We start from the raw sequence: 21,799 nt of genomic DNA, 5'->3' as shown, positions 1-21,799 counted from the left end.
AAAGGATATTTATCATGGCTGACATTCAGGATGTCATCATTCCCTATGAGCTACTGGTCCGCTTTGGCCCTGACGCCGCACCGACAGGCGCTCATGTTCAGTATTTGCGTCGTGTCACACTCGATGGCGAGATCATCAAGGATGATGTCCAGCCACCGCAACCGGTTGACCTTGCGGGCTTCCCGACCGGTGCCATCATGACGGACACGACGCGTGATGCCCTTGCCAAGGTCACGTCGCAGGCGGCACAGATCGCCACGCTGAGCGGCCAGCTCGATATCGTGACGGCCGAGTTGACGAAAGCAAACGCCGATCTCGCGGCCGTCACCGCCGATGTGACGCAACTTCGCACGGAGCTGACGGATGCGCAGCAAGCTGCCATCGTAAATGACAGCGCCCTCAAGGGTCAGCTTTACGCTGCGAGGGATCAGCTCGGCGCAGCTAACGCCACGATCCAGCAGCTGGAAAACACCATCAAGCAAATGCAGGCTGCTCCTGCACCAAGCGCCGGCTGACCGGCAACTCTTCTCCCGACAATCAGGAACATCACCATGAATCACGCGAAATTCTTCGCGGCGGTGCGCATCTCGCTGTTTGACTCGCACCTGTCGACGAACCAGGTCAACGGTATGGAGGCTATTCTCATCGAGTGGCAGGCAAAGCCGTTCGATCAACGTTGGCTGGCCTATATGCTGGCGACGGCCTACCACGAGACGGACAAGACGATGTGCGCCATCTCGGAAAACCTCAACTATTCGGCAGCCGGTCTGCTGTCGACCTTCGGCAAGTACTTCACGGCAGCTCAAGCTGCCGCCTATGCCCGCCAGCCGCAGCGGATCGCAAACCGGGCCTATGCGAACCGCATGGGCAATGGAAGCGAAGCCAGCGGCGACGGCTGGCGGTATCGTGGTCGCGGCCTGGTGCAGATCACCGGCCATGACAACTATCTGAAATACGGCATTGCCGATCATCCGGATCTGGCGCTCGATCCCACCAAGGCTGTCGAGATCCTGTTTGACGGCATGATCAACGGCCGCTTCACCGGCAGGAAGCTGGCCGATTATTTCAGCGGCACGGCGACCGATTGGGTCGGTGCCCGCAAGATCATCAACGGTACTGATCGAGCCGCCGATATCGCCGGCTACGCAAAGAAGTTCCTCGCGGCGCTTGAAGCGGCGCGTTGATGCATGCCGCCGCAAGGCGGTTCTTTCCTCTCTCCCTGACATCGAAGGATATCCCTCATGCGCATCCTCCATCTCACGATGGCGGCCGGCCTCGCCCTGTCCGTCGCCTCCCTGACCGCGTGCCAGAGTTCGCAGGACGTTTCGGCGATCTGCAAGAATATCGAAAAGGATCATAAGGCCTTTGTCGCGATCGCCGAAACCGGCCTTATCAAGGGCGCGGCCGTCAGTATCGAGGCGGCCGCCTATAAGAGCACGCAGCCGATCTGCGACAATCCGACTGAAGTCACCCTCGTCGATGCGATCACGCTCGCCGCCAATGCCTACGCCGAGATCAAGGAGGCGTTGCGGCAGGCGAAAGCCGCCAAAGCGGCCGGCTAATCCTCTCTTTCCTCTCCCTCACCAATCAGGAGCAATCCCATGTTCAATACCAACCTGGTGCACAATATCCTCAACCTGATCGGCCTTGTCCTCGGCGCGCTGCTGACGGTCGATTGGTCTGGTCTCGGCATGTCCGACACGACCGCCGCCAAGGTCGCCGCCAGCGTCCTGCTTTTGTCGAACGTGATCAAGGTGACGATCAACCTGACGCGCGACGGCGCCCGAGGCATCCTGCAGCCGCAGCCGCCTGTCGCGGCCAATGATTCCAAGCCTGCCGCCGAACTGAAGGCAGCGGCATAGCGCGGCATTCCTCGGCATGTCCCGGCCGGCGCCGGGGCGTGCTCTTCCCACCACATCAAGCATTCGAGGGGCGGATGTCTATCAACGATTTTTTGGAAGCACTTGGCATCAAGGCGGGCGTTGCAGTTGCGGGACTTATGGGTGGCGTTCTGCGCGGTCTGTCGCGTCGGCGCTACACTGCGCGCGAGATCTTCGCCTCGCCAGTCTGCGGCGCCATCGCCGCCGCCTATCTGACGGAGCCGGCGCTCTATTACCTGAAGGCGATCAACTGGCCTCTTCCAGAGCGCGATATCGCGGCCATGAACGCGACCGCTTTCGTTGTGGGCGTCTGCGCCATGTGGCTCGCTGACGTGATATTTGACGAGCTGATGCGGCGGTTTCGGGGTGGCGCTGCAGGACAGTAGCAATCAACCCCTCATAGCATCGATATCGAAATGGAGTCGGCAGCGATCGGAATAGACGTTGTCGACTTTTTTGCATCCTTCAGCCCTCGCGATCTTCGGTAGTATGGATGGCATGGGCTGATCCTCGATCCGCTTCAGCATCGCATCAGCATCGTAGCGCCGCGTCATTCCGCAGTTCGGGCAAATCACGCAGATCTTGCGGCCGGCATAGTCCGAAAGATAAGCGGCCGTGTATTGGCGCTTTCTCATCGCGATCGTCAGGCTGCTTTCGATGCGTGCTGATCCTCGACGATCTCGCCCGCCTCGAGGCTATTGATGAATTTCATTTCTGCCGCCGTCATCTTGTGGGGAATGATCATTTTGACCAGTTCGCACCACTCCAGTTCGACATCGATCATAGGATCTCCGGTGACGGAAATCAGATCCCATCGGTTATGACGCGCGCCCCTCTTCACAAACCGCAGCATCACTCTCCCTTCACGCGTTCGCGCGATGCAGAGCTGATCCTGGTGCTGGTTACCGGGCCGCGTCTTGTTGTTGTCGATCACGGCCATCCACCCGTCACGGATCGCACCCATGGAGTATCCGCGAATTATGAGCACAATGCTCTGAGTGCTTAGCTGCGGGATCTTGGTGTAAATTGGCTGGCGGCTCATACTCAAAAACTCCTACAGAGACGACATTTGTTCTATTTATGTTCTCTATAGGCGCAATGGTCAAGAGGGCGGGAAATGCCGTCATTTGGTGAGACACGTCGGGCAAAAAGTATAATGACTTTGTAGAGCTTCAATTTGTCCCACGCGACTGCGAGCCGTTGATTTTGGCCGCTTCGCGAACTCCGATCTCAGGCGGCGTTCAGGTCGGCGATTTCGCCGTGTTTTCGCCAGCAGGCCCGGCGATGACATATCGCCTGTCTCTTCGTCGACCATGACCGCATAAGCGGCAACGCCAACGTATCGGGAAGCCATGGAAGCCGCTTGGGCCGATTCCGTTTGCCTCAGGTTCGAATCTGAGGGGCTGCGATAAAATACCACCACAATCCCTCAAAGAAGGAAAGAAACAAATCAGACCAGCTTCGCTGAACGAGATGTTGTCTAAGCGTTGTGATATGCGCTCCGTCAGCCTTGATTTGCTTTATGATCTTCTCGCCATAGCCTGGAACGGGCATGCCATCGAGTTTTCCTGCGAGGGCCAACTTCGACTTTATCCATTTGCGCTCCTCATCGGTCATCTTTTCGCCTACGCCATCCCATCCGAGCTTCAGATCGAAAAACATATACAGAGTTTCGCGAGTTCCCTCTTCTTGTTTTTCTAGGTTCAGAAATACCTCGTTTGCTCCGCAAGCGTGGCCGCAGGGTAAGTTTAACAAGGTATTGAGCGGAATGAAGTTTTCCACCTCACGGCAGGGACTAGAATAAACGAAACTCAATTTCCAATTATTGTCTTTTACTACTTTTTCCAAGCGATCTATTTTCTTGGTCTCAGTAGATGTTGGAGAATTCTTGTCGGAGTCTACCAGGGTTACGATAAGTTTCTTCTGGTGAACCAAAGATTCTAAGACATTTGGCACCTCGTCGCCCCCTCCGTGCGCTAGGTCAAAACATATGCCTCCGCGCCACGTATTGAGCGCATGAACCTTCAAAACAGTCTCAAGAAACCATCCATCAGTAGCCGAATTCTCGACCAACAAAACTGATGGCTCAAGAATTCTTGATGTATTCAATTGAAAAAGCGAAAGATGAATTCTATCTTCTCCAATATTAATGTAGCTATCAAAACTATTTTCAATGATGATATACTTCTTTGATTGCCGATGAATAGCTCCGTTTTGAGTAAATTCTCCTGACAACCTCGTCAGTGTTGCCCTATCTATTGATGATAAGTCAAGTTTTATCAACTCCGAAATAAGTGGTCTCTCTATGACAAGCAAATGGTGACCTAGACGATGTGCTCGCAACAACTCCGAAGTCACCAACGGCAAACGAGCGTCATTTGCAATCGCGCTATACTTAGCATCGAATTCCCAGCGGATAATCATGTCAAAAACGGCGCCTGAAAAAAACCATAAGGCCAATCAATCAGCGCCCCATCACTGTTATATTCGACTGTCCGCACCTTAGTTGTAGTTCCATCATCATCGGGCTCGAAAAGTATGACCTGAACTTCCGAAGGATCGACACGTTTGGCTGCAATGAATTCACCGAGGCGATTAACCAAAGTCTCGCTGTGCGTTTCGACAACATAATGCATTCGACCAGCTGAATTATTTCGTTCAATTGATGCAGTAGCGTCGCCAACGAGGGCGTCTGCCAAAAGAGCCTGGTGTGCTGGATGCAAATGCAGCTCGGGTTGTTCGATCACGAGCAACGACAGTGGGGATCTCGACTCCCGGCTGATCACCCTATTGCGTGCCCACCAGATTTGCCCGAGTACGGGCAGAATTTGAGAAACTCCATAGCCGACATCGACAATATTCGTTTCGTCGCCGCCGTTCGTTAGGTTGATGCTTATATGTCCGGTAGATCTCGAAAGAGAGACGCCGTAGCCAAATAACTTTCGGACCCAATCCGAGAATTCTTGAACTTGCGAGACGCGGAGCGAGTTCAAAAACATTGGAAAATTTTTGCCGTCCGGGTCGATTTCGGACACGGCTAGGTCTTGGTAGCGGTAGTAACGCTCACTTCGCGCTCTTGCTGGCCCTATATAGAGAGTCGCGCTAAAGATGCTACGAAGGTGGCTGGAAATAGAACGAAACAGATTAGGTAAAGCAGCTGCGTTTACCAGAAGTGCAATTTGTTCATATGTGGTACTGCCCGGAGGAGAAGATGCTAGCGAATCAAAAAGGCGACCGACCGTTTTTCCCTGCGCCGCTCCAATTTGTCTGAATTTGGCTCGATCGGCTAAGCCACTGACGATCAGCCTTGAGGAGATATCAGCAATTGATTTATCGCGAGTTCTTTGATCAATTACCTTACGCAATAAGCGTGAAAGCGCCGGAAAGACGGCGTTAGCAGAATTGCCGCCCCATATATCTTTGTTAAGATCTTCTTTTGCGCGAGCGAAACGCAATTCCGGAAACAACGTACCCGCCGAAATGTTTATTCGCAACGGAGTGACTGCGGAGATCAAATCATTTCCGTTGACATCGATGCGCTTAACATTGTTGTTGTCGTCAACTTCAAGTTCGATTTGCAGAGGCGGCGATTTAATACCGATTGAAATCGATGATATTCGCGTGCGTTCGCCTCTCCGCTCGATACCCACCTTATAGTTGATGCCGGTGATAGTTGTCTGGAAGCCTTGGCGCCGGAAATAACCGAACGCTTCAACAAAGAGGGTTCGGTCTTCTAGCTGGAGCTCGTCAATCTCATAAGAAAAATATATCGCCTTGCTTTTCGAGTCGCGAGAAAGAACGGTCTCAAAAGAACCAAAGTCGACGAGATCGCCATACCAAAGCATCGGCGAACTCGTTCGCGTCATTAGAGACTGCCGAATAAGTGGGAAAGTCCGCAGAAACGTACTTTTCCCACCGCTATTTTTTCCGACAAGCAGTGTTATCCGCTTTAATTCGATCGGTTGAAAATCATGCAATCTTCGGATGTTTGCCACACCGTACTTTAGCATCGCTACTCACAATCATTTTATCAAAATGCGAACGCGGGTTGAAGTGTCATCACCACTACTCGCGTCCGCCTTATTTTTCCACCGTTTACTTAGGGAAGACACCGAATTCGGTCGCAGGCTTGCCGATTCCGTGCGCCATTCATGCGCCACAGAATCCCCGCTAACGTCCGAAAATGCCTGTAAAAGCTGGTAATTCCGGTAAATTGCTGGCGCATGAAAATCATGCGATTTTTGAAGCTATGTTATTGAAAAGAGTGGTGATCTCGACGCGATTCGAACGCGTGACCCCCAGATTAGGAATCTGGTGCTCTATCCTGCTGAGCTACGAGACCACTCGGCATGATCCATACAAAAGCAAAGGCCCGAAGCCAAGTCTTTTTGCGTTGCGGAGACAATCTGTCTTGAACGTGCCCCACGCGGCCTCAAAGGCAGCGTGAGGCAGGGCTGGCTGCAAGCCTCAGGCGTTGAGCCGCTGTTCGGCAAGCCGCACCCAGTAGGAAATGCCGTGGGCGATCGCTTCGTCGTTGAAGTCGTAGGCCGGGTTGTGCAGTCCGGCCGTATCGCCGTTGCCGACGAAGATGAAGGCGCCGGGGCGGGAAAGCAGCATGTAGGAGAAATCCTCGCCGCCCATCATCGGGTCGATATCCGGGATGACTTTGCCTGCGCCGGCGATCTCTTCGGCGACCGCGATCGCGTGATCGGTCTCGTCGGCATGGTTGAAGGTGACGGGGTAGTTGCGCTGGAATTCGATCTCGACTTCGGCGCCGTGGCTGGTCGCGATGCCTGTGACGATCTGCTTGAAGCGCTGTTCCGCAAGGTCGCGCATTTCTGGATCGAGCGTGCGCACGGTGCCGGCGAAGCTTGCATCGTTCGGAATGACGTTATGGGCGTTGCCGGCGTTGAAGGTAGTGACGGAAACGACGACCGATTTCAGCGGATTGGCGCTGCGCGAAGCGATGAGCTGCAGGTTGGAGACGATCTGCGCGCCGATGGCGATCGGGTCGATCGTCATGTGCGGCATGGCGGCATGGCCGCCGACACCCTTGATGGAGACGGTGAACTCATCGGTCGCCGCCATGATCGCGCCCTTGCGGATGGCGAAATGGCCGACGGGCAGGCCCGGCATGTTGTGCATGCCGTAGACTTCGGCGATCTCGAAGCGCTCCATCATGCCGTCCTTGACCATGGCGTCGCCGCCGGCGCCGCCTTCTTCGGCCGGCTGGAATATGACGGCGATGTTGCCGTTGAAATTGCGGTTCTCGGCAAGGTATTTCGCAGCGCCCAGCAGCATGGCGGTGTGACCGTCATGGCCGCAGGCGTGCATCTTGCCCGGCGTCTCGGAAGCATAGGGCTTGCCGGTGATCTCGGTGAGCGGCAGGGCATCCATATCGGCGCGCAGGCCGACGGTGCGCCCTTCGCCCTTGCCGCGGATCAGGCCGACGACGCCGGTGCGGCCGATACCTGTCACGACCTCGTCGACGCCGAAGGAGCGCAGCTTTTCCGCCACGAAGGCGGCAGTATTCTCCACCGCGTAGAGAAGCTCCGGATGCGCATGGATATGGCGGCGCCATTCGGTCACTTCGCCCTGGAGTTCTGCGGCTCTGTTCAAGATCGGCATGCTGATTTTCCTACTGATCAATATCGCTTCTGGTTCAACTCACAAATCCGTCGCGCAGCCTGGCCGGTTTGTCGCAGCCCTTGCGGCGTGCCGCCGGGAAATAAAGTCGTCAATCGCCTTTGCCTTCTCCTAGCCATATAGGTTAAATAGACGAAGCTTTCGAGAAAATTCCGGACTTCTGAAGGATAGATCGTGCCGACGAAGCAGAATCGTTTGTATGCCGCCCTGCGGCTTGTCCCTATGGCCGCGGCAGCATCCATGCTTTTCCTGTCGACCGCGCAGACGGCCGGAGCCAATCCGCATATTCTCGTCGATGTCAGCACCGGGCGTGTTCTTGATCAGCAGGAAGCGTTCCGCCGCTGGTATCCCGCTTCGCTCACCAAGCTGATGACGACCTATGTGACGTTCCGGGCCATCCAGTCCGGCCAGATCAGGCTCGATACGCCCGTCGTCATGTCGAAGCTGGCAGCGGCGCAGCCGCCGGCAAAGATGTATTTCAAGCCGGGCCAGAAGATGACGCTCGACAATGCCTTGAAGATGATGCTGGTCAAATCGGCAAACGATCTTGCCATGGCCGTCGCCGAAACTGTCGGCGGTTCGCAGCAGGGCTTCGTGGCACGGATGAATGCGGAGGCAGCCCGCCTCGGCATGCGCGACTCGCATTTCATCAATCCGAACGGCCTGCCCGGCAAGGGCCAATATTCGACGGCGCGTGATCTCGCCATTTTGAGCGTCGCGCTGCGCCGCGAGTTTCCGCAATATGCCGGCTATTTCTCGCTTGAAGGCTTCACCAACGGCGTGAAGCAGGTGCCGAATATCAACATGCTCATCGGCCGTTTCGACGGCGCCGACGGCATGAAGACCGGCTTCATCTGCGCGGCCGGCTTCAACCAGATCGCCTCGGCGACCCGCAACGGCCGCACGCTGATCTCGGTCGTTCTCGGCACCGACAGCCTGGCGGCGCGTGCCGACGATTCCGCCAATCTTCTGGAAAAGGGCTTCCAGAACCAGCTTTCCACCCGCGACACGCTTTCGACGCTTAGGCCCGACGCGCCGCTTGCGGCCGATGTCGCCGATGTCACCGCCGACATTTGTAGCACCAAGGGCGCGCAGGCGCGCAGCGAAACCCGCGACCCCTTCGGCCGCACCAAGGTACAGTCGCCCTATATCCACGAAATGGATCACGAGCCCAATTTCATCTATGCCGGTCTCATCGGCGGCCAGGACATCGCGACCGCCGCCAAGGGCGACAAGGACGATGCCACCGCCAAGGGCGACAAGGCGACCAAGGACAACAAGATCGCGATTTCGGGCGGGGCATCGAATGTGCCGATCCCGATGCCGCGTCCCACTTTCTAATATCGGATTGAAATCATGAGCGTTTCGCAGCAAAGAGTGCCGGTTGCCATCCTGACCGGCTTTCTCGGTGCGGGTAAATCGACCCTGCTCAACCGCATCCTCAAAGACGAGGCCATGCGCGATGCCGCCGTCATCATCAACGAGTTCGGCGATGTCGGCATCGATCACCTGCTGGTGGAAAGCTCCGGCGATTCCATCATCGAGCTTTCCGACGGCTGCCTGTGCTGCACGGTGCGCGGCGAGCTGGTGGATACGCTGGCAAACCTCATGGATGCCATGCAGACCGGCCGCATCCGGCCGCTGAAGCGCGTCGTCATCGAGACGACCGGCCTTGCCGATCCGGCACCGGTCATGCAGTCGATCATGGGCAATCCGATCATCGCCAACAATTTCGATCTCGATGGCGTCGTGACCGTCGTCGATGCGGTCAACGGCCTGCAGACGCTCGACAATCATGAAGAAGCGCGCAAGCAGGTGGCGGTTGCCGACCGGCTGATCGTGTCCAAGACCGGGATTGCCGGCGCCGTCCCCGAAGCGCAGCTGGAAAGCCGGCTGAGATCGCTCAATCCGCGCGCACAGATCCTGAACGCCGATAGCGAGGAGGCCGGTCGCGCCAGCATCCTCATCAATGGTCTATATGATCCGGCCTCCAAGATCGCCGATGTCGGCCGCTGGCTGCAGGACGAGCTGGAGGCGGACGAGGATCATCATCACCATCATCATGATGACCATGATCACCACGATCATGACCACCATCACGGCGATCATGGACACCACCACCATCATGGGCATCACCACGGCCATCGGCATCAGCACGCGCATGACGTCACGCGCCATGACGGATCGATCCGGTCGTTCTCGATTGTCGAGACGCAGCCCATCGATCCGATGGCGCTCGAAATGTTCATCGATCTCCTGCGTTCGGCGCATGGCGAAAAGCTGCTGCGGATGAAGGCGATCGTCGCCGTGTCCGACCGGCCGGAGCGCCCGATCGTGCTGCATGGCGTGCAGAACATTTTTCATCCGCCGGAGCGCCTGCCAGCATGGCCCGACCCGGAAGACCGGCGCACGCGCATGGTCATCATCACCAAGGACCTGCCTGAGGATTTCGTGAAGGGCCTGTTCGATGCTTTCCTCAGCAAGCCTCGCGTCGATGCGCCGGACAGGGCTGCGCTGCAGGACAATCCGCTCGCCGTGCCGGGAATGAAGTTCTGAGGGGATAATATTAGCTTGGCTGCAGTGCTTCTCTGCTAGGCCAAGCAACCCGCCTCGTCCTTCGAGGCTCCGGCTTGCACCTCCGCACCTCAGGGTGAGGCTGATCTCGCCTTCTTCCCGCCAATGATTGGAGAGAAAGCGGCATGCCCGGGACGGTCAGCGCGCTCCATCCTCATGGTGAGGCGGGAGCGTAGCGACCCTCGAACCAAGAGGATGGCCGGGTGAAACCGCTATCCCCTGCGGATGACAAATCGATGGCCGCTTTCCGTCTTCTCGCTCACGAGAAGCGTGTGGCCCTTTTCATTGCAGAGGTGGGGGATGTCGATGACGGCGAGCGGGTCCGTCGTTTCCACGATCAATGTTGCGCCCCCTGCCATGGCGCGCAGGCGCTTTTCCGTCTTGATCGCCGGATAGGGGCATTTCAGGCCACGCAGATCGTAGATCTCGCTATCCGGATTATTCACTCTTGGCCCAGAATTTCCAGAAAGGCGGCTTCTTGGCCTCGGTCTGCGCGGTCTCGACCGTGGGCGCCGGCGCATAGGCAAGCGCGCTGAGCCCGGGGTTCATCGGGTTTGCTGTCGGGATCGGCACATTTGCCGGAACATTCGCGGCAATGACCGGGCCGGCCGCAGGCTGCTGCGCAGTCGCGACAGGGCCTGCTGTAGCAGGGCTTGCCGTTGCCACGCGGATGCTTGCCGTTGTTGGATTGGCCGTCGGGCTGATTGCCGTGCCGCCGCGCGCGACCTGTTGCGCGGACTGATTGGACATCATCGACTCCAGGTCGGCAACCTTCATCATCTTGCCGGCGGCAAGTGCGGTGCCGGTGGGAGCATAGGCGATATCGTGGCCCTTGCGCTGTTTGGCGACGACGGCCTTGCGTTCGGCTTCTGTCGGGTCGTACCAGGCCATGCCGTCGAATTTCTTCGTGGCTGTCGCATAGTCGGCCTGATACTGCTTGTCATAGGTCGCGAGCGCCATCTGCAGGGCAGGCGGCGTGGTCATGACCGGGCATTTGCCGCTGGCATTGAACGGGCCGCTGGCCTGCTGATTGAAGACGTATTTCTTCTCGCAGACCTCGACATCAGGCGGGCGCTTGGTGACTTCGAAATTGTCGTAGCCGACCTTCAGCATCTTCCAGAATTCGATATTCGGGCTGAGACGATGCTTCCACATGTTCTCTGCGGTCATGCGGAAGGGGAAGGCTTCCAGCTGAACGGCCTTCTGACCGCCCTTGAAGGCGTCGCGCGCGAAAGCGTAGATCTCCAGCACCTGCTGGTCGGTCATCGAATAGCAGCCGGACGACGAACAGGCGCCATGGATCATCAGATCGGCGCCGGTGCGGCCGTTGGCGGCATCGTAGCGGTTCGGGAAACCGGTGTTGATGGCGAGATAATATTTCGAATTCGGGTTCAGGTTGGCCGGCGTCAGCATGTAGAAGCCTTCCGGAGCCTGCCGGTCGCCTTCCTTGACCTTCGGGCCGAGACGGCCCGACCAGGCGCAGATCTTGTAATCCGCGATGACTTCGAACCGGTTGCTCTGGTTCGCCTTCAGGATCTCCATCACGCCTTCTTCCTTGAAGATGCGGATCATGATCGGCGAATTGCGGTCCATGCCCTTCTTGGACATGTCGGCGAGGATATGGCTCGGAAGCGGCTGCTCGACCTTGTTCTTTACCTTCGACAGGTCGATCGACGCCGTATCCAGCGCATCGTTGCAGCCGGCGAGTGTCAGCGCCATCAAAGAGATGTAGGCAAGGTGACGGATGCGCATTCTGATTTAGCCCATAAATGCGAAGAGTGGCAGCAGATCTGTTTCGCCACTCCCCTCGAAGCATGAAACGGAATCATAGATGGCTTATACTTGAAAAATCCTTACCAGCCTATGACGTGCCCGCGGCGCGCCGGCAAGCTTTTCTTTGCCATAAAAGCTTCGATAACGGAAATGTGGCCAAGATTTGGCCCCATTCCCGTTTTCAGCGATCACTTTTTTCGAATGCGGCTTAGAGATTGCGACCGATGTTGAGGAATTTCTGCCGGCGGTCGTTGCGCAATTGTTCGCCCGAACGGCTGGACAGTTCCGCAAGCGCGTTCGCAATCGTCTCGCCGGCCGAGGCGATCACTGCGTTGGGATCGCGATGGGCGCCGCCAACCGGCTCGGCGATGATGCCGTCGATGACGCCGAGACCCTTCAGGTCATCGGCCGTGATCTTCATGTTGGTTGCGGCTTCCTTGGCGCGCGTTGAATCACGCCACAGGATCGAGGCCGCACCTTCGGGTGAAATCACGCTGTAGATCGAATGTTCGAGCATGTAGACGCGGTTGCCGACGGCAATCGCGATAGCGCCGCCCGAACCGCCTTCGCCGATGACGATGGAGATGATCGGCACCTTCACGCCAAGACACATCTCGGTCGAGCGGGCAATCGCTTCTGCCTGGCCGCGCTCTTCGGCGCCAACGCCGGGGTAGGCGCCGGCGGTGTCGACCAAGGTGATGATCGGCAGCTGGAAGCGGTCGGCCATTTCGAGGATACGGATCGCCTTGCGATAGCCTTCAGGCCGGGCGCTGCCGAAATTGTGCTTCAGGCGGCTCTTGGTGTCGTTGCCTTTTTCCTGGCCGATGAGAGCGACCGGCTGGCCGCGGAAGCGGGCAAAGCCGGCCTGGATGGCAGCATCCTCTGAAAACTGGCGGTCGCCGGCAAGCGGCGTGAATTCCGTAAACAGCGAGCCGGCGTAATCGACGAAATGCGGACGCTGCGGGTGGCGGGCGACCTGTGTCTTCTGCCAGGCGTTCAGCTTGGAATAGATATCGGCCGTCGCCTCGCGGACGCGGATTTCCAGCCGGCCGACTTCTTCGGACGTGTCGATGCTTTCGTCTTCGCTCGCCAGTTTCTTGAGCTCGTGAATCTTGCCTTCGAGATCCGAGATGGGTTTTTCGAAGTCCAGATAATTGTGCATGAGGTGCGTTTCCGATCCTTTTGCCCGTGACGAGAGATGGCGGCTTCAGCCTGTATGCCGGTCCTAATCCTGTTTTTTTGCCTGTTTGGCAAGGGGGTGATGCGTTTGGACCAGCTGATGAAGGCGTTCTTCCAGCACATGTGTATAGATTTGCGTCGTCGAAATGTCCGAATGGCCGAGAAGTTCCTGGACCACGCGCAGGTCCGCGCCGTTGGCCAGAAGATGGCTTGCGAAGGCATGGCGCATCACGTGCGGCGAGATCATCGAAGGCGTGAGACCGGCCCGAATTGCCAGATCCTTGAGGTCGCGCGCAAAGACCTGGCGCGGAAGATAACCCTGCTTGGAGGCGGCGGGGAAAAGCCATGGGCTTTCAGGGGCAGGGGTCTTGGCATGCGCCGCAATCTCGGCCTGCAGCCGCCCATAGGTCTTCAGCGCCGAAATGGCCGAATGCGACAGCGGCACCAGCCGCTCCTTGTTGCCCTTGCCGCGGATCATCAGGAAGCGGCCTTCCTGGTCCAGCACCTTCGCCGGCAGGGAGACGAGTTCGCTGACGCGCATACCGGTAGCGTAGAGCATTTCCAGAAGCACCAGCATGCGCAGGCGCTGTAGCCGGTCGGGTCCTTCGAGTGCTGCTTCCTGCTCCGCTTGCGTGAGCAGCCTCGTCACTTCGTCCACGCCCATGATCTTCGGCAGGGCGCGGCCCTTCTTCGGTGCATCGAGGATTCCCGTGGGGTCGTCCGTGCGCAGGCCTTCCGCATAGAGGAATTTGTAGAACTGCCGCATGGCAGAGAGGCGGCGCGCCTGGGAGGAGGGCTTGAAACCCTGGCCCGCAAGGCTGGAAAGATAGGCGCCGAGCTCGCTCGCGCTGGCCTCCGTCAAGCGGACGCCCTGTCCGGACAGGAAGGCATGGAGATCCTCGAGATCGCGCTCGTAGGATTGCAGCGTGTTGACGGCCGCACCCCGCTCGGCACTCATCATCTCCAGAAAGGCTTCCAGGTGCGCGCGCCCGAGATCCCGCTTGCCAGTCCGTTTGTCGGCGGCTTGTGCGCTCATGGCTTCAGCGATCCTGTCGTCGGCGGATTGAGGCGCTCGGGTGGAATGCGGATCGTCACATCGCGCGGCTGGGGATCGACGAAGAGCACCAGCGCCCACATCGTTCCATAGATCGATCCCGCGATGACCGCGCAGATGACAAGGAAGCGAAACAGGGTTGGCATCCGAAAACTCTCCTTCGCCCGTTCGTTGGCGCGGCGAAACGCAACAATTATGTCCTTCAAGGGTTAGCTGAAGGATATTGCAGACATGTTTACGACAGCGGCGTCTTGACGCTACCGGTGCATTTGACGATACCGTTTCCAAAGAAATTGTGAATGGGCCGATGAGTGAACAAGTCCTGACCCTTGCCGAAAGCCTAAAAGACAGGGCGCGCGCTGCGCTGGGTCAGCGCAACCTCGTCCTTGTCGGGCTGATGGGGGCGGGCAAATCCTCGATCGGCCGGCTGTTGGCGCAACAGCTCGGCATTCCCTTCGTCGATACGGATATCGAGATCGAGCGCGTCTCGCGCATGACGATCACCGAGCTGTTTGCCGCCTATGGCGAGCCGGAGTTCCGGGCGCTGGAAATGCGCGTCATCAAGCGCCTCCTCAAGGGTGGTCCCCGTGTCGTCTCGACCGGCGGCGGCGCCTTCATCAACGACAGCACGCGCATGCATGTGAAGCGCGGCAGCCTCTCGGTTTGGCTCAAGGCCGATCTCGACGTGCTTTGGGACCGGGTCAACAAGCGTGACACGCGCCCGCTGCTCAAGAGCGAGAACCCGAAACAGACCCTCGAGAACCTGATGAATGCGCGCTATCCGATCTATGCGGAAGCCGATATCACGGTTCTCTCTCGCGACGTCGGCAAGGATACCATGGTCAAAGAGGTTCTTGCCGCCATTGCCGAGGGAAAGTCAGCAGAAAGCAAAATACCATGAATGCGATCACACCGGCTTCCGCAGAGCGTCTCGTGCGCGTGCCTCTCGGCGAGCGTGCCTATGACATCATGATCGGCCCGGGCCTGATCGCGCGTGCGGGCCGCGAGATCGCGGCTCGGATGAAGGGCCGCAGGGCCGCTATCATCACGGATGAAAACGTCGCGCCGCTCTATCTTGACGCGTTGACCGCCAGTCTCGAGGCTGCGGGCATCGAGGCATCCAGCCTCGTTTTGCCGGCGGGCGAGAAGACCAAGAGCTTCGAACATCTGATCACCGTCTGCGATGCGGTGCTGACCGCCCGCGTCGAGCGCAACGACGCGGTGATCGCGCTCGGCGGCGGCGTCATCGGCGATCTCTCGGGCTTTGCCGCAGGCATCGTGCGCCGCGGCGTCCGTTTCGTCCAGGTTCCGACCTCGCTTTTGGCGCAGGTGGATTCCTCTGTCGGCGGCAAGACCGGCATCAACACCCACCACGGCAAGAACCTCGTCGGCGTCTTCCATCAGCCTGATCTGGTGCTTGCCGATAGCGATGTGTTGAATACGCTGAGCGAGCGCGAATTTCGGGCGGGTTACGCCGAAGTCGCCAAATACGGCCTGATCGACAAGCCGGATTTCTTCGCCTGGCTCGAGGCGAACTGGAGGCAAGTCTTCTCGGGTGGCGCTGCCCGTATCGAGGCGATCGCGGCAAGCTGCCAGGCGAAATCAGATGTCGTCGTTGCCGACGAACGCGAGAACGGGCCGCGTGCCCTGCTCAATCTCGGCCATACCTTCGGCCACGCGCTGGAGGCGGCCACCGCTTATGACAGCCGCCGGCTGGTGCATGGCGAGGGCGTCGCAATCGGCATGGTGCTGGCGCACGAGTTTTCCGCGCGCCTCAACCTGGCAAGCCCGGATGATGCAAGGCGGGTCGAGGCGCATCTGAAGGCCGTTGGCCTGCCGACCCGAATGCGCGATATTCCGGGCGAGCTGCCGCCAGCCGAAACGCTGATGGATGCGATTGCCCAGGACAAGAAGGTCAAGAGCGGTAAGCTCACCTTCATCCTCACGCACGGCATCGGCCAATCCTTTGTTGCCGACGACGTGCCGTCTTCAGAAGTCCTGAGTTTTCTGAAGGAAAAACATCCCTGATGACGGTCGAGGGCACGCTGGCTGTATTGTTCGAATATTGGCCCGAGATCGCCTCGATCGTCGTGCTCGTGCTGTTGTCGGCATTTTTTTCCGGCTCGGAAACCGCACTCACTGCAGTCTCGCGCACCCGCATTCATACGCTGGAAGCGAACGGCGACGAGGATGCCGGGATCGTGCGCCGGCTGATCGAACGCCGGGATCGGCTGATCGGCACGCTGCTCATCGGCAACAATCTCGCCAACATCCTGGCGTCTTCGCTCGCGACAAGCGTCTTCCTCGGCCTGTTCGGCAATTCCGGCGTGGCGCTGGCGACGGCAGCCATGACCGTTATCCTCGTCATCTTCGCCGAGGTGCTGCCGAAGAGCTGGGCGATTTCGACGCCGGATCGCTTTGCGCTCAATGTCGCTACGCCAGTGCGTCTGTTTGTTGCCGTCGTCGGGCCGATATCGAGCTTCGTCAACGCCATCGTCCGCTGGATTCTCGGCCTGTTCGGCATCAACCTCTCCAAGGAGGTTTCGATGCTCTCGGCGCATGAGGAGTTGCGCGGCGCAGTCGACCTGCTTCATCGCGAGGGATCGGTGGTCAAAGCCGACCGCGACCGTCTGGGCGGCGTGCTCGATCTCGGCGAGCTGGAACTGTCCGACATCATGGTGCACCGCACGGCGATGCGCGCCATCAATGCCGACGATCCGCCCGAGGTCGTCGTGCGCGCGATCCTCGACAGCCCCTATACGCGCATGCCGCTCTGGCGCGGCACGATCGACAACATCATCGGCGTCGTGCACGCCAAGGATCTGTTGCGGGCGCTGGCTGAGCGCAATGTCGAGCCGGAAAATCTCGATATCGTCAAGATCGCTCAAAAGCCGTGGTTCGTGCCCGACAGCACCAATCTCGAAGACCAGCTCAATGCCTTCCTGCGCCGCAAGCAGCATTTCGCCGTCGTCGTCGACGAGTATGGCGAGGTGCAGGGCATCGTCACCCTGGAAGATATTCTGGAAGAAATTGTCGGCGATATCGCCGACGAGCACGATCTCGACATCCAGGGCGTGCGTCAGGAGGCCGACGGCTCGATCGTCGTCGATGGCGTCGTGCCGATTCGCGATCTCAACCGCGCGCTCGACTGGGATCTGCCCGACGAAGAGGCGACGACGATCGCCGGTCTCGTCATTCACGAATCGATGACCATCCCCGAAGAGCGTCAGGCCTTCACCTTCTACGGTAAGCGCTTCATCGTCATGAAGCGGGAAAAGAATCGCATCACCAAGCTGCGCATTCGACCCGCCGAGACGGAAGAGGTGAAGCCGTCCTAAGACGCGATCGGCCCGGCTACCAGCGGACCGATTCGCCGGGGGCTGCGGGCTCCACGGCCAGCGCATGCAGGCCGGCATCCAGTTCGGGCTTCAAAAGCTCGTTGATCGCCCGGTGGCGCGCAAGGCGCGGCATGCCCGAGAACTTGGCGGAAACGATGCGAATTCTTATATGAGTTTCGCCGGTTCCGGTCATGTCGGGCTGATGACCCGCATGCAGATGACTTTCATTGATGACGGCAAGGCGCTCGGGCGCGAAAGCGTCGTTGAGCTTCCGCTCAATGCGGGATTGCAATGTCGTTTCCATATTCCCGCGTCGACCTCGCTCACGAAAAAGGTTCCCACAAAGCCTATAACATTCCTGTTTGTCAATTCTTGTTGTGGGGTATCCAAGGCCCCATAATTAGGACGCCATGAGACTTGATTCAAAATATTTCGATCGCATTCGTACCCGCCGCAAACGCGCGCAGGAGCCCGAGCAGGGCCCGCCGACGTGCCAGTGGGACGGCTGCGACAAGCACGGCACGCATCGCGCCCCGGTCGGGCGCAATGCGGAAGGGCAGTTCTTTTTGTTCTGCTTCGAGCACGTCAAGGAATACAACAAGGGCTATAATTATTTCTCCGGCCTTTCGGACGGCGAAATCGCGCGCTACCAGAAAGAGGCCATCACTGGCCACCGTCCGACCTGGACGGTCGGGGTGAACAAGGCAGCCAAGAATAGCCCGCTTCATTCCGATATCCGCTCGGGTTCCTATTCCCGCGTCCGTGATCCATTCGGCTTCGTCAAGGAAGGCGAAGGGCAGGGGCGTGGGCCGCGTTTTCCGCAACAGCGCAAGCTGAAAACGCTGGAGGCGAAAGCCTTCGACACAATGGGGCTTGGCGCCACGGCCACGGCGCCGGAAATCAAGCGCCGCTACAAGGAACTGGTGAAAATGCACCATCCCGATGCCAATGGCGGCGACCGTGGATCGGAGGAACGTTTTCGCGCGGTCATTCAGGCCTATCAATTATTGAAGCAGAACGGTTTTTGTTAATTCCCGTCCTTGCTCTCCGCCTTCAATCAGGTATGGTCCAAATCGGCTGAAGCTGCGGGCAACCGCGGCAGGGTGCGCATTTGGCTGGCTGCACCTCGGTCAACTTTCCGGACGCGGCGTTTCTTGTCCGGGGACTCTGTTCAAGGATGCTCGCAAGCGATCATGCAATCGCGCCGAGATTTTGCTTTAGTCCCGGAGAAGTATCGCCGCTGTTCCGACCGAACGGATGCGGGCAAAAAAGCTGCGGCGTTTCGGAAAAATCGGCTGAGTTTGATATGGCAGGGTGAGAGCCACCCGCCCCGGAGACATGATGAGCAAGATTGACCTTGATATTTCCGAAGTTCCCGACACCACCGTTTCGGTCCGTGAAGTCTTCGGCATTGATTCCGACATCCGCGTCCCTGCCTATAGCCAGGGCGGCGCTTATGTGCCCGATCTGGATACGGACTACCTTTTCGACCGCGAGACCACGCTCGCCATTCTCGCCGGCTTCGCCCACAATCGCCGCGTGATGATCTCTGGCTATCACGGCACCGGCAAGTCCTCGCATATCGAGCAGGTTGCCGCCCGCCTCAACTGGCCTTGCGTACGCATCAACCTCGACAGCCATGTCAGCCGTATCGATCTCGTCGGCAAGGATGCGATCGTCGTCAAGGACGGTCTGCAGGTTACCGAATTCAAGGACGGCATCCTGCCCTGGGCCTACCAGCACAATGTCGCGCTCGTCTTTGACGAATATGATGCCGGCCGTCCGGACGTGATGTTCGTGATCCAGCGCGTGCTGGAATCCTCGGGCCGCCTGACGCTCCTCGACCAGAGCCGCGTCATCCGTCCTCACCCCGCTTTCCGCCTGTTCGCGACCGCCAACACCATTGGTCTCGGTGACACCACGGGCCTCTACCACGGCACGCAGCAGATCAACCAGGCGCAGATGGACCGTTGGTCGATCGTGACGACGCTGAACTACCTGCCGCACAACAACGAAGTCGATATCGTGCTGGCGAAGGTGAAGTCCTTCCGCAACGACAAGGGCCGCGACACCGTTTCCAAGATGGTCCGCGTTGCCGATCTGACGCGCGCGGCCTTCATGAACGGCGATTTGTCGACCGTCATGAGCCCGCGTACCGTCATCACCTGGGCCGAGAATGCGGAAATCTTCGGCGATGTCGCCTTTGCCTTCCGCGTCACCTTCCTCAACAAGTGCGATGAGCTGGAGCGGCCGCTGGTCGCCGAGCACTATCAGCGCGCCTTCGGCGTCGAGCTGAAGGAAAGTGCCGCCAACATCGTGCTCGAAGCCTAAGGAAAAGCCGACACATCATGTCAGGTCGCGGAGATAATTCCAAAGCGAAGCCGGGTGCCCCGGTGGACATGGAGCCGTTGCGCCGGGCGATCACAGGCTGCGTGCGCTCGATCGCCGGCGATGCCGAGGTCGAGGTTGCGTTCGCCAACGAACGTCCGGGGATGACCGGCGAGCGTATCCGCTTGCCGGAACTTTCGAAGCGGCCGACAGCACACGAGCTCGCGGTGACCCGCGGGCTTGGCGATTCGATGGCGTTGCGTCTTGCCTGTCACGACGCCCGCGTCCATGCCGTCATGGCGCCCCAGGGTGCGGATGCCCGCAGCATCTTCGATGCCGTTGAGCAGGCACGCGTCGAATCGATCGGTTCGCTGCGCATGAGCGGCGTTGCCGCCAACATCAACTCGATGAATACGGAAAAATACGCCAAGGCGAATTTCTCCGGCATCGAGCGGCAGGAAGATGCGCCGATCGGCGAAGCCATGGCGATGATCGTGCGCGAGAAGCTGACCGGTCAGAAGCCGCCGGAGAGCGCCGGCAAGGTGCTCGACCTCTGGCGTCCTTTCATCGAGGAAAAAACCGGCGGCGAACTCGACAATCTGCTGTCCGCCATCAACGATCAGCAGAGTTTTGCCCGCGTCGTCCGCAACATGCTGTCGGCCATGGAAATGGCCGAGGAATATGGCGACGAACAGTCGGAGCCTGACAGCGACGATCAGCAGAGCGAAGAGGATAAGCCGAACGGCGAAGACCAGGATAACGACGAGGCCAAGGAAGACGAAGGCTCCGATGCCGCGCCGGCCGAGGACAGCGAGGCCTCCGACGAGCAGATGGAGGACGGCGCGACCGAGGACGGCGGCGAGATCTCGGACGACGACATGAGCGAAGAGGGCGAGGAAGATTCGGAAACGCCGGGCGAAACCCGCCGTCCGAACACGCCGTTCGCCGACTTCAACGAGAAGGTCGATTACCACGTCTACACGGAGGAGTTCGACGAGACCACGACGGCACAGGAACTCTGTGACACCGCCGAACTCGAACGCCTGCGAGCCTTCCTCGACAAGCAGCTTGCCCATCTGCAGGGTGCCGTCGGCCGATTGGCAAACCGCCTGCAGCGTCGCCTGATGGCGCAGCAGAACCGCTCCTGGGATTTCGACCTGGAAGAGGGCTATCTCGATCCGGCGCGCCTGCCGCGTCTGATCATCGACCCGACGCAGGCGCTGTCCTTCAAGATGGAGCGCGATACGCAGTTCCGCGATACGGTCGTGACGCTGTTGATCGACAATTCCGGCTCGATGCGTGGACGGCCGATCACCGTTGCCGCTTCCTGCGCGGACATTCTGGCGCGCACGCTGGAGCGCTGCGGCGTCAAGGTCGAGATCCTCGGTTTCACCACCAAGGCCTGGAAGGGCGGGCAGGCGCGTGAAAAATGGCTTGCCGGCGGCAAGCCGCAGACACCGGGGCGCCTGAACGACCTGCGCCACATCATCTACAAGTCCGCGGACGAGCCTTACCGCCGGTCGCGCAGCAATCTTGGCCTGATGATGCGCGAGGGACTGCTCAAGGAGAATATCGACGGCGAGGCGCTCATCTGGGCACATAACCGCCTGCTTGGACGGCGCGAGCAGCGCCGCATCCTGATGATGATCTCGGATGGTGCGCCGGTCGACGATTCCACACTGTCGGTCAATCCGGGCAACTATCTGGAACGGCATCTGCGCGCCGTCATCGACCAGATCGAGACGCGCTCGCCTGTGGAACTGCTGGCGATCGGTATCGGCCATGACGTCACGCGGTATTATCGCCGCGCGGTCACCATCGTCGATGCCGATGAGCTCGCAGGCGCCATGACCGAGCAGCTTGCCTCGCTGTTCGAAGATCAGACGAGCATGCCGCGCTCGCGCATGCGCCGCGCAAGCTGAGCGCGCTCAGGCCTCCTTCGGCATCGGCCCTGTGGCCGGTGCCTTTTTCGCCCGGAGGCGCTGCTTTCTCTGGCCGGCGTGCATATCGAGCATGGACCGTTCTGA

The 21,799-nt window shown here is 59.0% G+C and carries 23 protein-coding genes and 1 tRNA gene; 13 read left to right on the top strand and 11 right to left on the bottom strand.

The annotated features are described in order from the left end of the window. Positions 1-14: 14 nt before the first annotated feature. The 5 genes from BJ928_RS21810 (at position 15) to BJ928_RS21790 (ending at position 2,266) form a co-directional block, all read left to right on the top strand. A complete protein-coding gene (locus BJ928_RS21810) occupies positions 15-515 on the top strand; it encodes a hypothetical protein (RefSeq protein WP_047630726.1) in 501 nt (166 codons plus the stop codon). A gap of 36 nt (positions 516-551) precedes the next feature. Further along, positions 552-1,184, top strand: a complete 633-nt coding sequence (locus tag BJ928_RS21805) for a hypothetical protein (protein WP_047630727.1) — start codon at positions 552-554, stop codon at positions 1,182-1,184. 57 nt (positions 1,185-1,241) lie between these two features. After that, positions 1,242-1,562, top strand: a complete 321-nt coding sequence (locus BJ928_RS21800) for a hypothetical protein (protein ID WP_047630728.1) — start codon at positions 1,242-1,244, stop codon at positions 1,560-1,562. A 39-nt stretch (positions 1,563-1,601) separates the two neighbouring features. Then, on the top strand, positions 1,602-1,862 hold the full coding sequence (locus BJ928_RS21795; protein WP_047630729.1) for a hypothetical protein: 261 nt from the start codon (positions 1,602-1,604) through the stop codon (positions 1,860-1,862). Between the two features lie 74 nt (positions 1,863-1,936). Beyond that, the gene (locus BJ928_RS21790; protein WP_047630730.1) at positions 1,937-2,266 is read left to right on the top strand and encodes a hypothetical protein; all 330 of its coding nucleotides are present in this window, start codon (positions 1,937-1,939) and stop codon (positions 2,264-2,266) included. A 257-nt stretch (positions 2,267-2,523) separates the two neighbouring features. Here BJ928_RS21790 and BJ928_RS21780 read toward each other — a convergent pair whose 3' ends face one another. The 5 genes from BJ928_RS21780 to BJ928_RS21760 form a co-directional block, all read right to left on the bottom strand. Continuing rightward, positions 2,524-2,922, bottom strand: coding sequence for a hypothetical protein (locus tag BJ928_RS21780; protein ID WP_047630731.1), 399 nt, complete (start codon positions 2,920-2,922; stop codon positions 2,524-2,526). A 341-nt stretch (positions 2,923-3,263) separates the two neighbouring features. Further along, entirely contained in the window at positions 3,264-4,304 is a 1,041-nt protein-coding gene (locus BJ928_RS38565; RefSeq protein ID WP_047630732.1) for a hypothetical protein, read from the bottom strand. Beyond that, complete coding sequence (locus tag BJ928_RS21770) at positions 4,301-5,725, bottom strand: AAA family ATPase (protein WP_245432455.1); 1,425 nt, start codon at positions 5,723-5,725, stop codon at positions 4,301-4,303. Before BJ928_RS21770 ends, BJ928_RS38565 begins: the two co-directional genes overlap by 4 nt. Positions 5,726-6,145: 420 nt before the next feature. Beyond that, positions 6,146-6,222, bottom strand: a tRNA-Arg gene (locus BJ928_RS21765). Positions 6,223-6,347: 125 nt separating this feature from the next. Then, positions 6,348-7,508 (bottom strand): M20 aminoacylase family protein, encoded by a 1,161-nt coding sequence (locus BJ928_RS21760; RefSeq protein ID WP_047630734.1) that lies wholly within the window; start codon positions 7,506-7,508, stop codon positions 6,348-6,350. 240 nt (positions 7,509-7,748) lie between these two features. Between BJ928_RS21760 and BJ928_RS21755 the strand changes: the two genes are divergently transcribed. Next, the gene (locus tag BJ928_RS21755; protein WP_183079445.1) at positions 7,749-8,867 is read left to right on the top strand and encodes a D-alanyl-D-alanine carboxypeptidase family protein; all 1,119 of its coding nucleotides are present in this window, start codon (positions 7,749-7,751) and stop codon (positions 8,865-8,867) included. Positions 8,868-8,882: 15 nt separating this feature from the next. Next, positions 8,883-10,082 carry a GTP-binding protein gene (locus BJ928_RS21750; protein WP_047630736.1) on the top strand — a complete coding sequence of 400 codons (1,200 nt, stop codon included), beginning with the start codon at positions 8,883-8,885 and terminating at the stop codon, positions 10,080-10,082. A 230-nt stretch (positions 10,083-10,312) separates the two neighbouring features. On the opposite strand, the gene BJ928_RS21745 is transcribed toward BJ928_RS21750, so the two are convergent. The 5 genes from BJ928_RS21745 to BJ928_RS38860 all read right to left on the bottom strand — a co-directional run bounded on the left by BJ928_RS21745 (position 10,313) and on the right by BJ928_RS38860 (position 14,252). Further along, entirely contained in the window at positions 10,313-10,546 is a 234-nt protein-coding gene (locus BJ928_RS21745) for a sulfurtransferase TusA family protein (RefSeq protein WP_047630737.1), read from the bottom strand. Then, positions 10,539-11,852: a L,D-transpeptidase family protein gene (locus BJ928_RS21740; RefSeq protein ID WP_047630738.1), complete on the bottom strand. Its 1,314-nt coding sequence runs from the start codon at positions 11,850-11,852 to the stop codon at positions 10,539-10,541. The genes BJ928_RS21745 and BJ928_RS21740 overlap by 8 nt, the downstream gene beginning before the upstream one ends. Before the next feature lie 229 nt (positions 11,853-12,081). Continuing rightward, positions 12,082-13,035, bottom strand: a complete 954-nt coding sequence (locus BJ928_RS21735) for an acetyl-CoA carboxylase carboxyltransferase subunit alpha (protein WP_047630739.1) — start codon at positions 13,033-13,035, stop codon at positions 12,082-12,084. A gap of 63 nt (positions 13,036-13,098) precedes the next feature. Continuing rightward, positions 13,099-14,088 (bottom strand): site-specific tyrosine recombinase XerD, encoded by a 990-nt coding sequence (gene xerD / locus BJ928_RS21730; protein ID WP_052227610.1) that lies wholly within the window; start codon positions 14,086-14,088, stop codon positions 13,099-13,101. Then, on the bottom strand, positions 14,085-14,252 hold the full coding sequence (locus BJ928_RS38860; RefSeq protein WP_047630740.1) for a hypothetical protein: 168 nt from the start codon (positions 14,250-14,252) through the stop codon (positions 14,085-14,087). The genes xerD and BJ928_RS38860 overlap by 4 nt, the downstream gene beginning before the upstream one ends. Before the next feature lie 161 nt (positions 14,253-14,413). Between BJ928_RS38860 and BJ928_RS21725 the strand changes: the two genes are divergently transcribed. The 3 genes from BJ928_RS21725 to BJ928_RS21715 are packed head-to-tail and all read left to right on the top strand — an operon-like array spanning position 14,414 to position 17,444. Next, the gene (locus BJ928_RS21725; protein WP_047630741.1) at positions 14,414-15,007 is read left to right on the top strand and encodes a shikimate kinase; all 594 of its coding nucleotides are present in this window, start codon (positions 14,414-14,416) and stop codon (positions 15,005-15,007) included. Continuing rightward, complete coding sequence (gene aroB, locus BJ928_RS21720; protein ID WP_047630742.1) at positions 15,004-16,134, top strand: 3-dehydroquinate synthase; 1,131 nt, start codon at positions 15,004-15,006, stop codon at positions 16,132-16,134. Before BJ928_RS21725 ends, aroB begins: the two co-directional genes overlap by 4 nt. After that, positions 16,134-17,444 carry an HlyC/CorC family transporter gene (locus BJ928_RS21715; RefSeq protein WP_047630743.1) on the top strand — a complete coding sequence of 437 codons (1,311 nt, stop codon included), beginning with the start codon at positions 16,134-16,136 and terminating at the stop codon, positions 17,442-17,444. The genes aroB and BJ928_RS21715 overlap by 1 nt, the downstream gene beginning before the upstream one ends. Positions 17,445-17,460: 16 nt before the next feature. Here BJ928_RS21715 and BJ928_RS21710 read toward each other — a convergent pair whose 3' ends face one another. Beyond that, complete coding sequence (locus BJ928_RS21710; protein ID WP_047630744.1) at positions 17,461-17,748, bottom strand: BolA family protein; 288 nt, start codon at positions 17,746-17,748, stop codon at positions 17,461-17,463. A gap of 106 nt (positions 17,749-17,854) precedes the next feature. On the opposite strand from BJ928_RS21710, the gene BJ928_RS21705 reads away from it, so the two are divergent. The 3 genes from BJ928_RS21705 to cobT all read left to right on the top strand — a co-directional run bounded on the left by BJ928_RS21705 (position 17,855) and on the right by cobT (position 21,694). Further along, a complete protein-coding gene (locus tag BJ928_RS21705) occupies positions 17,855-18,475 on the top strand; it encodes a J domain-containing protein (RefSeq protein ID WP_047630745.1) in 621 nt (206 codons plus the stop codon). A gap of 310 nt (positions 18,476-18,785) precedes the next feature. Next, complete coding sequence (cobS, locus tag BJ928_RS21700; protein ID WP_047630746.1) at positions 18,786-19,775, top strand: cobaltochelatase subunit CobS; 990 nt, start codon at positions 18,786-18,788, stop codon at positions 19,773-19,775. A 17-nt stretch (positions 19,776-19,792) separates the two neighbouring features. Continuing rightward, positions 19,793-21,694: a cobaltochelatase subunit CobT gene (cobT, locus tag BJ928_RS21695; protein ID WP_047630747.1), complete on the top strand. Its 1,902-nt coding sequence runs from the start codon at positions 19,793-19,795 to the stop codon at positions 21,692-21,694. Positions 21,695-21,799: the final 105 nt, after the last annotated feature.

It is taken from the genome of Rhizobium sp. WW_1, from assembly GCF_003610155.1.
Taxonomy (GTDB): Bacteria; Pseudomonadota; Alphaproteobacteria; order Rhizobiales; family Rhizobiaceae; genus Rhizobium; species Rhizobium tropici_A.
This window is presented reverse-complemented; position numbering and strand designations above follow the sequence as displayed.